Genomic DNA, 12,953 nt, shown 5'->3' with positions numbered 1-12,953 from the left:
AATGAACAAGACAGTTAATATAAATTTAGCAGGCATATTTTTTCATATAGACGAAGACGCTTATCTAAAACTGCAACGTTATCTAAGTGCTATAAAACGCTCTTTCACTGATTCGCAAGGGAGAGATGAGATCATAGCAGATATCGAAGCTCGTATTGCAGAGTTGTTTAGTGAAAAAATAAAGGATGAACGACAGGTTATTGGAAATCAAGAGGTAGAAGAAGTAATCACTGTAATGGGACAACCCGAAGATTACAGATTAGACGAAGAAATCTTTGAAGATGAGCCTAAAACATCAAATCAAAAATCAAAAACATCAAGACACCTATTTAGAGATACAACAAATTCTTATGTAGGTGGAGTAAGCTCTGGATTAGGTCACTACCTAGGAATAGAAGCAATTTGGATTCGATTAGCATGGATATTATTTACAATTTTCTCTAGTGGAGCCTTTGTTCTTATCTATATAGCTTTCTGGATTTTTGTTCAGGAAGCTAAAACTACAGCCGATTTTCTTGCTATGAGAGGAGAAGCTGTAAATATTAGTAATATAGAAAAGAAAATTAAAGAAGGGTTTGATGGTGTTGCTGACACGGTAAAAAACGTAGATTACCAAAAATACAGTAGTAAAGTAAAAAATAGTTCTACTACTTTCTTTGATGCTTTGGGAGATGTACTTTTATTCTTACTAAAGATTTTTGTAAAGTTTATAGGTGTTCTACTTATTATCATTGCCGGTGTAACTTTAATCAGTCTTTTTATAGGCCTGTTTACTTTGGGAACATTTGGATTTATGGATACCCCATGGGTTGAATACATAGAAGTTGGCAGTCATCCCGAAGTACCACTATGGTTAATTTCTTTATTATCCTTTTTTGCAGTAGGAATACCATTCTTCTTCTTATTCATTCTTGGATTGAAAATTATGATTAAAAACCTAAAATCTATAGGTACCCCAGCAAAACTTGGTTTATTAGGAGTTTGGATGCTTTCATTAATAGGGTTAGGAATTGTCGGTATCAGACAGGCAACTCTAGAAGCTTATGATGCGCAAGTAATCACAGAAAAAGAAATACTTCCTATAACCAGTAAGGACACACTAACTATAAAAATGGAAGGTAACAATAGATACGTTAGACATTTAAGACATAGACACGATTATAAGATCAAACGTGACGAACAAGGCAACAGAGTAATTGTTATTCAGGATGTTGAAGTATACCTTAAGGCCTCAAAGAAAGATTCTACTTTAGGAATTTCTATCGAAAAGAAAGCTCAGGGAAGATCTTATGAAGAAGCTTCAAAAAGAGCCGAAGAGCTTAAATATGCATACGAACTTGATGGTGATACTTTACTATTAAACGGTTATGCCATTACTGAATATACTAACAAATACAGAGATCAAGAAATAAAAGTGATCTTAACACTACCCGAGGGAATTACAATATTTGCTGATGATAATACATCAGGGTATAATAATTCCTGGAAATATGATGACTATATCACCGTAGATGGAAAAGAAGGAAACTATGTAAAGTTAGTAAATGGAAAATTTGAATGCGATACATGTATCGAAGATCAAGATGAATGGGAATACCAAGAATCTCAGAATGATGATGACAGTATTAAGATCAATATTAACACTGATGATGAAGATTTTAAATTAAAAATTGATGAAGATGGAGTAGAACTAAATAATGAACCCGTAAAATTAAAAATCGACGAGAACGGAATAGAAATTAAAACCGAAAATTAAATCAAATCAAAAAACAAACAGTTTAAATTCATTAAAACATAAAATTATGACAGCACTAGCCAAATTTTTAGTAATTCTTTCCTTATCATTAGCCTGTTGCTCATGCAATGTAGCTTTCAATGGAGTTAGAGGAAAAGGAGAAGTAGTAGAAAAAGAAAGAACCATTAACTCTGATTTTGATGCCATTAAAGCCAGTAGAGGCTTAGATGTAATCCTTGTTAATAGTCCCAACAAAAAAGTAATAGTCGAAGCCAATAAAAATCTACATGATCACATTGAAATCTATGTTGAAGGTAATACACTACGTGTAACCTCTGATGAGAATATATATTCTGCAGACGAAAAAAAAGTATATGTTTCTTATACCAAATTAAACAAGGTACATGTTAATAGTGGGGCGAGTGTTTCATCAGATCAAGAAGTGGTTCAAAAAGATCTTGACCTAAGTGCAACAAGTGGTGCTGATATAAATTTAGAAATAAAAGCAGAAACCGTTACTACTTCCGTAACAAGCGGTGCTATGATGAATCTCTCAGGAAAAGTAAATCATCATCAAGCAAGAGCCACTAGTGGAGCCGATATACGTGCTCAAGACCTTTTGAGCTTATCGACTGAAGCAAAAGCTACGAGTGGAGCATCTATAAGAATTCATGCCAAAAATGAATTTACAGGAAAAGCAACAAGTGGTGCAGATGTAGTCTACTATGGAAAACCAGAAAAAGTATCAGAAACAGATAATTCTGGAGGAAATGTTAGAAGACATTAAACCTTATAAATCCTAAATAACAACCTAACTAATTATTTAATCAACCAAAATAAGCTGTCTGAGAAGCAAAACTAACCAACCACTAGCTTTTCAGGCAGTTTTTTATTAAACATTAACCTAACTAATCAAATTCATCAATCTTAATCAAATCACTTCCGGATGGATAATCTAAAAAAACGAACAAATGAAAATCATATTGAAAAAATCAACTATTTGGGTAGTCATCATATTCATAACTACACAAATATCAACCTATGCACAATCAAATCAAAATCATTCTGATCAAAAGCCTCTCAAAGAAATAATTCTTACTCTTGATGAGCAGTTCTGGAAAGCCTATAACACTTGTGATATTGAGAATTTTAAAACATTCTTTATCGATGATTTTGAATTTTATCACGACAAAGGAGGATTAACTTCTGGTCTTTCCAAAATGATGAAACTAGTAGAGACTGGATTATGTGGTAAAGAAAATCCGAGGTTGCGAAGAGAGGCTGTAGAAAATAGTGTTAACGTATATCCTTTAAACAATTATGGAGCAATTATAAGCGGAGAACATGTTTTTTATATTACGGAAGAAGGAAAGCAGGAAAGATTAATTGAGATTGCTAAGTTTACTCATGTCTGGCAGCATAAAAATCAGGAATGGAAAATGACAAGAGTTTTAAGTTATGACCATCAACCTGCTCCCCAAAATACAGATAAAAAGGAAATCTCTATTTCTGATGAAATTTTGACACAATATGTAGGCACATATGAAGCTCCAAAAACTGGTACCGTAAGCATTACAAAAAAAGAACATCTTCTAGAAATAAAAGCTGGTAAAATGCAGACAATCGTATATCCACAATCCGAAAATCATTTTTTCCATAAACAAAGTCCTCTTTCCTTCGAATTTATAAAAAACGCCGAAGGTAATGTAGACAAATTTATTGTTCGTGAAAATGGAGTTATAGTAGAAGAGGCAAAAAAAATAAAATAAAATTCTTAATAATGAAACCAATACTTTTAATTCTAATTTGTGTTTTTAATATCAGTATTGAATCTTGTATATATAAGCCTTCTACAGATATATCCAACAACACTTTCATTGACGAAAGAGATGGAAAACTTTATAAAACTGTAAAAATTGGAGATCAAATATGGTTCGCTGAAAACTTCGCATATCTTCCAAAAATCGATACTATAAATATTTCTGTTTATGAATATAAAGGAAACTCAATTGAAGAAGCAAAGCTCACTATGGCCTACAAAACATATGGGGCATTATATAGCTGGTCTTATGCAAAAAAACTAGCTCCAAAAGGATGGAGGTTACCCACAGATTCAGATTGGTTAAAACTTGAAAAAGAGATAGGTTTAGATAAAGAGACCATCAATACCATCGGGTGGAGAGGAACTAACAATGAAGTAAATCATCTAAAAAAAGATGGAAAATCGGGGTTTAATATAAGCTATGGAGGTTGGAAAACTGATTATGGAAAATTTAATTTTCAAGGAGAGCATGCAAACTACTGGTGTGCTGATAGTTTTGATGACATAAGAGCCTATGAAAGGCTTATAGGTATAAAAAACAATAAAATAGGACGAGAATACGGAAACAAAGGTTGTGGTTTTAGTGTTCGTTATGTAAAAGATGATACCAAATAATATTATTTAATAAAAAAATTATGAAATATATAATCTTGACCATTAGTTTTTTAACTTCGATTATTTCTTTTTCTCAACATAAAACTATCCAAGTTAATAAATTTGAAGCTATAGAGCATACTATCGCCGGAACAATTAAAATCAATAAAGCAAATGTTAATAGAATAGAATTTTCAGGTGATGCCAAAGCTATTAAATACATTTCAGTCACTATATCGGATAACACTTTAAAAATAATATCAAAAAAATCCAACATTAACTTTAGCAAAGTAATCACGCATATTTTTACTCCATCTCTTGCTGCTTTAAAGTTAGAATCAGGAGGTAATGTTACTATGAACAGTGATTTTTCAAAAATTGAAAACTTTGTGGTTACTATTAAAAATGGAGGGACTATAAATTTATCCAACATCGAATTTAACAACCTTATTGCAACTATTAATTCGGGTGGAATCATTAAATATAAATCAGCAGATCATTTGACACAAAATATTGATGGCGGTGGAATTATTAAAGCTGTAAAAAAATAAGAATCTAAACAATGATTTAATAAACTGTTTGATAAGCAAAACTAACCAACCACTAGCTTTTCAGGCAGTTTTTTAAATCCATAAATTTAAAGTTATTCATTTAAATCATTAATTTTATCCCTAATAGTACCGCGTTCTCCTAGCCTAACAATCATCAATACCATTTGAACAATAAAACCCGGTTTAATTACGATTCTTGCCTTTTCTGCCACTTTAACATCTCGTTCTCTTATGAGCTCTGTAATCATATTACCAGGAGAACTTGAAAGCTCTTTTGCAAATTCCCATGCTCCATCCCTAGCAAGTTTCATACTAAAGTCGACTAAAAAATCGTCTACTTTTCGAGTCCATTTCAAGATTTTTTTTAATGTGGGCCAAATCTCAGCCAGATCATTCTCTACCTCTTTGACCAAAGATGATAAAACTTCATTTATCTTATCAAAATCTCCTTTAAGATTTTCAATATCCTCACCTTTTGCAACTTCTGCAGCCGCAATACCCAAATCCAGATTAATATGAGCATTTATACCAATCAACAGATGTTGTAATACAATAGGCCAATATTTATTAGATAAATTAAATGCTTTTTCCCAGGATTTGGTAACAGTTTTATTTTCCTGAAATGTAAAATAAGCATCAAGATATCTATTCGCAAATATCACATCTAGTTTTTCCATTCTTGGGCCATCATCAAAAAAATCATTATCAATCCCCTCTTTTACTTTAATAGTTACCTTTCTATATAAAGTTGCAAAATATCCTAATGGATTATTATTGGTCTTTGATTCGAGTATGATATTTCCCAAAGTGATAATAACATCATTTATAGTATGTACAGGTTTCAAGGTTCTGGTTTGTTTTTAGGTTCTAAAAGATATGAAATATACGTTCTTAAATTCTATTTTTTTAGTTTACTCGTGTAACTCTTATTTAATCTATGAGTCTATTTATATTTGTAAATAAGTTTTATATAGAATGCTATACTTAAACTTAAAAAAAACTGTTTTATTAGCATATAAATTTCACACAAATATGAGAACTTCACTGCTATTACTATTTGCTCTTCTAGTATTTGCAAATACATTTGGACAAAAAGAAAAGGTAAAAGGAAACAAAATTGTTAGTACCGAGGAATTCAATACAGAAACATTTCATACTATAGAAATATATGAAAGCTTTGAGGTCACGCTAGATGAAAGTAGTGACAATCAAGTTAAAATTGAAGCTGATAGTAATCTTCAGGAATTAATACAAGTCATTGTTCAGGATAGTGTTTTGATTATTAAATCTGATAAAGACTTAAGGCGCGCAAAAGCTTTAAACCTTAGTATTTCTTATGCTACCGAATTAAAAAAAATTAAGGTTTATGATAAAGTCAACGCAAAATCATTATCACCTATAACTTCTGGAGAGTTATCGGTAGAAGTAAATGATAATGCAGAAATGTTTTTAACTATAGATGCTGGTAAAATAAATTATGTAGGAAGCGGAAAGTCCAATACAGAATTGCATGCTACAGCCAGAGAAATTGTATATCAGATTAATGATAATTCTGAGTTAAAAGGCATCGCGACTACAGACAGTCTTACAGTAGATTTATATCAAAAGGGGGTTGCTAAACTTGAAGGAGAAGTCAAATCGATGCTAGTTAGAGTAGATAACGATACCGATTTTTATGGTGAAAAGTTAAGTGCTACAAAAACTACTTTGATAGCAGAAGGGACAAGTGATTGTTTCCTATTGACTAATGAAGAACTTCATATTGACGCCAAGGACAAAACTGAAATATACCTGCTCGGTGAGCCCAAAATTAGTATAAAAACATTTGCAAATGAAGCAACTTTATATAAGAAAAATATAGACTACGTTCCTAGTAAGTTTAGACTGAAATAAAATAAACGTTTAACATATTTTAAGTAAAAAACCCGCCAAATAGCGGGTTTTTTAATGCTTTATCTTATCAAACAATTATGATGCAGAAACTTCTTCATTAGTTTCAACCGTCGCCAAGTATCGTTCTGCATCTAATGCTGCCATACATCCAGTTCCGGCAGCGGTAACTGCTTGTCTATATTCTTTATCCTGTACATCTCCTGAAGCAAATACTCCTGGAATATTCGTTTTTGTGGATTTACCTTCGGTAATAAGATACCCTGTATCATCCATATCTAACTGTCCTTTAAATATATCAGTATTAGGTTTATGACCAATAGCAATAAATAAACCGGTGATTGAAATATCTTCTTTCTCTCCAGTTTGGTTATTCACCATTCGTAATCCTTCTACTACCTGATCCCCTAATACTTCATCTACCTCTGTATTATATAATACTTTAAGGTTTGGTGTATTATTAACTCTATGTTGCATCGCTTTAGAAGCTCTCATATAATCCTTACGAACTAACATGGTTACACTAGAGCAGATATTCGCCAGATACGTAGCTTCTTCTGCAGCGGTATCCCCTGCTCCAACAATAGCAACATCCTGTCCTTTATAGAAAAAACCATCACAAACTGCACATGCAGATACTCCACCACCTCTAAGCTTTTGCTCACTTGGTAGTCCAAGATATTTTGCAGTAGCTCCAGTAGAAATAATTACTGTTTCTGCTTCTATTTGAGTAGAATTATCAACAGTAACCTTATGAATTCCTCCTTGTTCCTTACTAAATTCTACAGAAGTAACCATTCCAATACGTACTTCTGTACCAAAACGTTCTGCTTGTTGTTGTAGCTGTACCATCATGGTTGGTCCATCTATTCCTTCAGGATATCCAGGGAAATTATCTACTTCTGTAGTGGTAGTTAATTGTCCTCCTGGTTCCATACCAGTATACATAATTGGTTTAAGATCAGCTCTTGCTGCGTATATCGCTGCTGTATATCCCGCAGGTCCAGAACCTATAATAAGACATTTTATTCTTTCTATTGTATCAGACATATTCTTTTCATTTTGTTATGATGTAAAAGTAGCAATTTGATCAGAAACCTTACATTAAAGTTATTAAGAATTGTTATTAACCTATAAAGTTCAATTATTGAATTTTTTCTTCATACTCAATACTATTACATTTACATTCTATAAAATTCCCTGATAAGATTATGACTTTTTTTGATGTATTAGATATTTTAGGAACTGTTGCATTTGCAATATCTGGAGCGCTAAGTGCTATGAATCGAAGATTTGACCTTTTTGGTATTTTTATTATTGCCTTTGTAACCGCAATTGGAGGAGGTACAATTCGTGATATACTTATCGGAAATACGCCAGTTTCATGGATGCAAAATATTACCACTATGTATTTGATAAGTGGAGTAACCATATTTTCTATTATTTTTAGAAATAAACTGGATTATCTTAAAGGATCACTTTTTTTATTCGATACTATTGGATTAGGAATTTTTACCATTACAGGAGTAGAAACAGGAATCAACGCAGGATTAGAACCAATTGTATCTATTGCTCTAGGAGCCACAACCGGCTGTTTTGGAGGGGTAATTCGTGATATTTTATGTAATGAAATTCCAGTGATTTTCAGAAAAGAAATATATGCAACAGCATCTATAGCAGGTGGGATATGTTTTATGGTTCTATATTCATTAGATTTGGATCAAAACATAACATATATTTCTACCGCCCTTTTAATCATTATAATTAGATTACTGGTAGTAAAATATAGAGTATCCTTACCTTTATTTACTATTGCAGACAGAAATACTATTGAATGAATTTATAGTATCTTTTATGTATTAATTTTATGACACATCTTATCTGTTAATAATGAAATTCGAACCTAAATCAGATCATTATCATAAAAAAGTAAGAGAGAGTTTTGAGCGTCAGAAATTTATGAAGCTAATAAATGCAAAATTAATAGATATTCAACCTGGATATTGTGAAATCCATGTCCCATATGATTCTAATCTCACACAACAACATGGTTTTTTTCATGCAGGAGTAATTAGTACGATAGCAGATAATACTGCTGGTTATGCAGGTTTTTCATTAATGGAGAAAGATTCTTCTGTATTAACTGTAGAATTTAAGATCAATTTAATGGCTCCAGGAGATGGCGAATTGCTTATTGGGAAATCAACCGTTTTAAAAAATGGTAGAACATTAACGATATGTAGATCTGAAATATTTATTGTTAAAAATGGGAAAGAAAAACTATGTGCTGCCGCGCAAATAACATTAATTGAACTCAAAAACAGCACCGATGGCAGTACTTAAGATCAATTTAAAAATAAAAAAGCGTCGTTTATAACGACGCTTTTAACAGAAAAACCAAATTAATACCTTACTTAGGCATTACCACATCACTAATAATATGGATTACTCCATTATTAGCCATCACATCTGTTTTTACGATCTGACTGTATTTTCCATTTTGATCTTTCAACCAAATCTTACCATCCTTTTTTATAACATTAATTTTGGCACCACTTAAAGTAGTTAGTTCTACTTTTCCTTTTCCCTTTTTCAGGGCATTTACAACATCCTCTGCTGCAAGTTTTCCACTTACTACATGATAGGTAAGAATCGAAGTTAATTTTTGTTTGTTTGCAGGCTCTAACAGAGAATTCAATGTTTTTGCATCTATTTTAGCAAAAGCATCATTAGTTGGAGCAAAAACGGTAAAAGGACCATCTCCTTTTAATGCTTTCACTAGATCTGCAGCTTTTAAGGCAGTAACTAATGTAGAAAAATCATCTACAGATACCGCTACATCAACAATATCCTTGTTTGATTGTTGTGCAGATAGAGATTGTACGAATAAAAATAAAATAAGTGTTGAAATAACAAAAGCTAATTTTTTCATGATTTTTGTTTTAATAGTTAAACTTTTTTTGTGCTTTACATTATCATATACACATGTTTTATAGTTTTGGATGAGGTTGGGTTGTTTTTTTATTAAATTTGAATAATCTCACTCCACATGCAAGATGATTTAGAGCTTATAAAACGACTACAGAAAAAAGATCCGAAAGCGTTGTCTACAATATATGACAGGTATTCTGGCGCTTTGTACGGTGTAATTCTTCGTATCTGTAAAGATGAAACTCAAGCTCAGGACTTATTACAAGAAACATTTTTGAAAATTTGGGAAAAATCAAATTCCTACGACTTTAAAAAGGGAAAATTCTTTACATGGTCATATCGAATTGCAAAAAACAGTACTTTAAATGCATTACGAAATCCTTCTAGACTCATCCAAAATGAGGATTTGAGTGTATATAAAAATAAAGAAACTTTTGAGCCCGAATTAGATACAATGCAATTGAATGGTTCATTGAAGAAACTTGAGCCTCATCATCAAAGGGCAATAGAATTAGTTTACTTTAATGGACTTACACATCGAGAAGCTCATGAAGAAATGAATGTACCATTAGGAACTTTTAAGTCTTATATTAGACAAGCATTAAAAAAATTAAGAGAAGAATATGAGAAGGGATTGATTATAGTATGGATGATTATAGAAAAGATGATATGATGGATAGAAATTCTATAAAAAATACAGGGATATTAGAACAATATTTGTTGGGAGAACTCTCGGAAGATCAATGTATCAAAATCGAGAACATGCTTAATGAAGATGAAGAGTTACGTGAATATTTTAATAAAATAGAAGATGACTTTGAAAAATTAGCTTTCGAAAATGCTATTGCACCTCCACCTGAGATAAAAGTATCTTTAATGGATACTATTGAAAATGCAAATGCTTTAGAAGATAAAAAAACAATCCCGATCAATAACAAAAATAAAACTCGTATTTATCTTAATATAGCGGCAAGCATAGCTGTTCTTTGTATGTTAGGTTCTGGTTGGCTGTATATGCAATGGCAGGATTCCAAAAAAAATCTAGAAATTGTAGAAAATGAGACTTCCAATTTACAAAATCGCATAACAATTCTAGAAGAGAACCTAAATGAAATTAGTACCTGGTATGGTGCAATTAATAACCCGAATACAATACAATTGGTATTAAAAGGAAATGAGATTTCTCCAAGTTCTAATGCGATCACATATGTCAATCACAATGAAAAAATTGTGATTCTAAATCCCGAAGGACTAGCTAAACTAAAGGATAATGAAACATACCAAATGTGGGCAGATGTAGACGGCGAAATGATTGATATGGGTATCATCCCTAGAGATAAAAAAATGATTGCTATGAAATATATAGATGATGCTTCATCTATTAATATTACTATAGAACCAGCAGGAGGAAATGACCATCCAACCGTAGAGCGTTTAATTTCTAATGTATTATTATAAGTGATAAAATTTAGAGAAGCAACTCAAGAAGATCTTTCGACAATCATACACATGATTGTAAATGACGATCTCGGCAAAACCAGAGAAAACTTTCAAACCCCATTACCCAAAGAATATGTCAATGCTTTTGTTGCTATACATCGTGATCCCAATCAGGAATTAATAGTGGTAGAAAATGTTAATTCTCAAATTGTAGGAACACTTCAGCTCACTTTTATTCAATATCTCACGTATCAAGGTGGAATACGAGCTCAAATTGAAGCCGTCAGAATTCGAGATGATCAAAGAGGCAAAGGAATAGGTCAAGAAATGTTTGCATGGGCTATAGGGCGCGCCAAACAAAGAGGTGCTCACGTATTACAACTTACAACAGATAAAAAAAGACCCGAAGCAATCAAGTTTTATAAAAAACTTGGATTTAAAGATTCTCATGAAGGTATGAAACTTCATTTTTCTGTTTAACATATTAGATTAAGTAGTCAAAAAATGGATACTAAAACAATAGGTATTTTAGGCATAGGAGCAATTGGATCTGTAATTGCATCTTTGATAAATCCTCAATACCTGCCAAATACATATCACTATAACAGGTCACCAAGAGAAACGATTAAAATAAAAAGAAATAATATAAAAATTGAGTTCTCAATACGTTGTGATATTTACATTGATAAAAAACAACATTTAGATTGGTTGATTATTTGTCTAAAAGAATATCAATTCGAGAATGCAAAAGAATGGTTATCCAAACTCATTGGTCCTTCAACAAAAATTGTGGTAATTCGTAATGGTTTGCAACTAAAAGAACCTATCCTAGAATTTACTTCAGAAAATTATATTATAGAATGTATGATCGATTGTCCTGTGCAACCGGGCTCTGACGGATTTTATGAACAGTTAAGAAAACCAACTATTACAATTTCTAAAAAAGAAGTACTAAAAGAGTTCTCTGATTTATTTAATAAAAAAGAACTTTGTATCAAAACTACTTCTGATTTTAAAACCGAAAGCTGGAAAAAAGTATGTGAAAGCTCAACTTTAGGAGCCATTCTATGCTTAACAGGAGAAACATGCTGGGTTTTCAAAGATCCAAAAATGCAAGAGCTCTATAAGAGCTTGCTTATCGAAGGTATTAATGTTGCAAAAGCTGATGGAGCCAATATTAATGATTCTTTTATTGATGAAATGTTTGACAAACTCATTAAATACCCGGACACAAAAGGAAGTTCTATGCTAACCGATAGACGCAATGGTAATCCAATTGAATTAGGAGCCAAAAATGGTGTAATCAAAAAAAAAGGAGCTTTCTATCATATTAACACTCCTTTTACTAATTTGATTTGCAATATCCTAAGTAAAATAAATCGCTCTCCAAAATAGCGTTATATAATAATTACTGCAGTGTTATTTTTTACCAAAATCTTACGTTTTTTTAAGATAAAATAATAATTCTAATTTGTACTTTTGCAGCAAATTTAACGTGTATTGATGAGAATATTTTTCTCCATACTTTTATTTGCTTCTTTTGCCATACGGCCCATGATACAAATCAGTACCGTTCTATATTATCAGCTTAACATTGATACTATAGTAGAAAAGTATTGTGTCAATAAAGAACGGCCAAGGCTAAATTGTAACGGAAAATGTTATTTAATGAGTCAGATGAAAGCCAAAACGCAACCATCTTCAGAGGATTCTTCTGGCACCATTGTAATTACCGAAGCTTTTATTCCGCTTTTTTTTCAGGATCATACAGTACAGATAAAAAACACAAATCCTTTCATTTCTGAGTATACTCAAAACTGGAAAGTAAAATATTTAAATACAAAAGCAATTTCCAAAGATATCGACCACCCTCCTGAGTATATCCTTTCATAATTATTCTAACATACTTTTGAATTTACTTTTGAATACGAACCAATTCCTATTCAGCATGTATTAATGCAAAAAATTCAAACCTTTTAAATATCATAAC

At 31.8% G+C, this 12,953-nt stretch carries 16 protein-coding genes; 13 read left to right on the top strand and 3 right to left on the bottom strand.

What is annotated here, in order from left to right; translation table 11 throughout:
• Nucleotide 1: 1 nt before the first annotated feature.
• The 5 genes from DK442_RS03920 to DK442_RS03900 all read left to right on the top strand — a co-directional run bounded on the left by DK442_RS03920 (nt 2) and on the right by DK442_RS03900 (nt 4,702).
• Nucleotides 2-1,756, top strand: a complete 1,755-nt coding sequence (locus tag DK442_RS03920) for a PspC domain-containing protein (protein ID WP_109434552.1) — start codon at nt 2-4, stop codon at nt 1,754-1,756.
• Nucleotides 1,757-1,802: 46 nt separating this feature from the next.
• The gene (locus DK442_RS03915; RefSeq protein WP_109434551.1) at nt 1,803-2,522 is read left to right on the top strand and encodes a head GIN domain-containing protein; all 720 of its coding nucleotides are present in this window, start codon (nt 1,803-1,805) and stop codon (nt 2,520-2,522) included.
• 184 nt (nt 2,523-2,706) lie between these two features.
• Nucleotides 2,707-3,504 (top strand): DUF4440 domain-containing protein, encoded by a 798-nt coding sequence (locus DK442_RS03910; RefSeq protein ID WP_109434550.1) that lies wholly within the window; start codon nt 2,707-2,709, stop codon nt 3,502-3,504.
• Between the two features lie 11 nt (nt 3,505-3,515).
• Nucleotides 3,516-4,172: an FISUMP domain-containing protein gene (locus DK442_RS03905; protein WP_109434549.1), complete on the top strand. Its 657-nt coding sequence runs from the start codon at nt 3,516-3,518 to the stop codon at nt 4,170-4,172.
• A 20-nt stretch (nt 4,173-4,192) separates the two neighbouring features.
• Complete coding sequence (locus tag DK442_RS03900) at nt 4,193-4,702, top strand: GIN domain-containing protein (protein WP_109434548.1); 510 nt, start codon at nt 4,193-4,195, stop codon at nt 4,700-4,702.
• A 92-nt stretch (nt 4,703-4,794) separates the two neighbouring features.
• Here the strand turns inward: DK442_RS03900 and DK442_RS03895 are convergent, their stop codons facing one another.
• Nucleotides 4,795-5,547: a DUF5995 family protein gene (locus DK442_RS03895; RefSeq protein ID WP_109434547.1), complete on the bottom strand. Its 753-nt coding sequence runs from the start codon at nt 5,545-5,547 to the stop codon at nt 4,795-4,797.
• Nucleotides 5,548-5,734: 187 nt separating this feature from the next.
• Here DK442_RS03895 and DK442_RS03890 point away from each other — a divergent pair, with 187 nt between their 5' ends.
• Nucleotides 5,735-6,595 carry a GIN domain-containing protein gene (locus tag DK442_RS03890; RefSeq protein ID WP_160114037.1) on the top strand — a complete coding sequence of 287 codons (861 nt, stop codon included), beginning with the start codon at nt 5,735-5,737 and terminating at the stop codon, nt 6,593-6,595.
• A 75-nt stretch (nt 6,596-6,670) separates the two neighbouring features.
• On the opposite strand, the gene trxB is transcribed toward DK442_RS03890, so the two are convergent.
• Nucleotides 6,671-7,642, bottom strand: coding sequence for a thioredoxin-disulfide reductase (trxB, locus tag DK442_RS03885; RefSeq protein ID WP_109434545.1), 972 nt, complete (start codon nt 7,640-7,642; stop codon nt 6,671-6,673).
• A gap of 161 nt (nt 7,643-7,803) precedes the next feature.
• Here trxB and DK442_RS03880 point away from each other — a divergent pair, with 161 nt between their 5' ends.
• Nucleotides 7,804-8,430 carry a trimeric intracellular cation channel family protein gene (locus tag DK442_RS03880; protein ID WP_109434544.1) on the top strand — a complete coding sequence of 209 codons (627 nt, stop codon included), beginning with the start codon at nt 7,804-7,806 and terminating at the stop codon, nt 8,428-8,430.
• Nucleotides 8,431-8,482: 52 nt separating this feature from the next.
• Nucleotides 8,483-8,935, top strand: coding sequence for a PaaI family thioesterase (locus DK442_RS03875; RefSeq protein ID WP_109434543.1), 453 nt, complete (start codon nt 8,483-8,485; stop codon nt 8,933-8,935).
• A gap of 67 nt (nt 8,936-9,002) precedes the next feature.
• Here DK442_RS03875 and DK442_RS03870 read toward each other — a convergent pair whose 3' ends face one another.
• On the bottom strand, nt 9,003-9,524 hold the full coding sequence (locus DK442_RS03870; protein WP_109434542.1) for a fasciclin domain-containing protein: 522 nt from the start codon (nt 9,522-9,524) through the stop codon (nt 9,003-9,005).
• 117 nt (nt 9,525-9,641) lie between these two features.
• Between DK442_RS03870 and DK442_RS03865 the strand changes: the two genes are divergently transcribed.
• The 5 genes from DK442_RS03865 (at nt 9,642) to DK442_RS28085 (ending at nt 12,856) form a co-directional block, all read left to right on the top strand.
• Nucleotides 9,642-10,196 (top strand): RNA polymerase sigma factor, encoded by a 555-nt coding sequence (locus tag DK442_RS03865; protein WP_109434541.1) that lies wholly within the window; start codon nt 9,642-9,644, stop codon nt 10,194-10,196.
• Nucleotides 10,169-10,981 (top strand): anti-sigma factor, encoded by an 813-nt coding sequence (locus DK442_RS03860; RefSeq protein ID WP_109434540.1) that lies wholly within the window; start codon nt 10,169-10,171, stop codon nt 10,979-10,981. Before DK442_RS03865 ends, DK442_RS03860 begins: the two co-directional genes overlap by 28 nt.
• Entirely contained in the window at nt 10,982-11,443 is a 462-nt protein-coding gene (locus DK442_RS03855) for a GNAT family N-acetyltransferase (protein ID WP_235010901.1), read from the top strand.
• A gap of 24 nt (nt 11,444-11,467) precedes the next feature.
• Complete coding sequence (locus DK442_RS03850) at nt 11,468-12,358, top strand: ketopantoate reductase C-terminal domain-containing protein (protein ID WP_109434539.1); 891 nt, start codon at nt 11,468-11,470, stop codon at nt 12,356-12,358.
• A 108-nt stretch (nt 12,359-12,466) separates the two neighbouring features.
• The gene (locus tag DK442_RS28085; RefSeq protein WP_160114036.1) at nt 12,467-12,856 is read left to right on the top strand and encodes a hypothetical protein; all 390 of its coding nucleotides are present in this window, start codon (nt 12,467-12,469) and stop codon (nt 12,854-12,856) included.
• The last annotated feature ends 97 nt before the right edge of the window (nt 12,857-12,953 follow it).

It is taken from the genome of Aquimarina sp. AU119, assembly GCF_900312735.1.
In the GTDB taxonomy this organism is placed as follows: Bacteria; Bacteroidota; Bacteroidia; order Flavobacteriales; family Flavobacteriaceae; genus Aquimarina; species Aquimarina algiphila.
The sequence above is the reverse complement of the archived record's forward strand: the minus strand, read 5'-3'. Positions and strand labels throughout refer to the sequence as shown.

Bases quoted from the DNA above. Each gene is read 5' to 3' on its own strand.
- DK442_RS03920 (WP_109434552.1), top strand. From the start codon at position 2: ATGAACAAGACAGTTAATATAAATTTAGCAGGCATATTTTTTCATATA.
- DK442_RS03915 (WP_109434551.1), top strand. From the start codon at position 1,803: ATGACAGCACTAGCCAAATTTTTAGTAATTCTTTCCTTATCATTAGCC.
- DK442_RS03910 (WP_109434550.1), top strand. From the start codon at position 2,707: ATGAAAATCATATTGAAAAAATCAACTATTTGGGTAGTCATCATATTC.
- DK442_RS03905 (WP_109434549.1), top strand. From the start codon at position 3,516: ATGAAACCAATACTTTTAATTCTAATTTGTGTTTTTAATATCAGTATT.
- DK442_RS03900 (WP_109434548.1), top strand. From the start codon at position 4,193: ATGAAATATATAATCTTGACCATTAGTTTTTTAACTTCGATTATTTCT.
- DK442_RS03890 (WP_160114037.1), top strand. From the start codon at position 5,735: ATGAGAACTTCACTGCTATTACTATTTGCTCTTCTAGTATTTGCAAAT.
- trxB (WP_109434545.1), bottom strand. From the start codon at position 7,642: ATGTCTGATACAATAGAAAGAATAAAATGTCTTATTATAGGTTCTGGA.
- DK442_RS03880 (WP_109434544.1), top strand. From the start codon at position 7,804: ATGACTTTTTTTGATGTATTAGATATTTTAGGAACTGTTGCATTTGCA.
- DK442_RS03875 (WP_109434543.1), top strand. From the start codon at position 8,483: ATGAAATTCGAACCTAAATCAGATCATTATCATAAAAAAGTAAGAGAG.
- DK442_RS03870 (WP_109434542.1), bottom strand. From the start codon at position 9,524: ATGAAAAAATTAGCTTTTGTTATTTCAACACTTATTTTATTTTTATTC.
- DK442_RS03865 (WP_109434541.1), top strand. From the start codon at position 9,642: ATGCAAGATGATTTAGAGCTTATAAAACGACTACAGAAAAAAGATCCG.
- DK442_RS03860 (WP_109434540.1), top strand. From the start codon at position 10,169: ATGGATGATTATAGAAAAGATGATATGATGGATAGAAATTCTATAAAA.
- DK442_RS03850 (WP_109434539.1), top strand. From the start codon at position 11,468: ATGGATACTAAAACAATAGGTATTTTAGGCATAGGAGCAATTGGATCT.
- DK442_RS28085 (WP_160114036.1), top strand. From the start codon at position 12,467: ATGAGAATATTTTTCTCCATACTTTTATTTGCTTCTTTTGCCATACGG.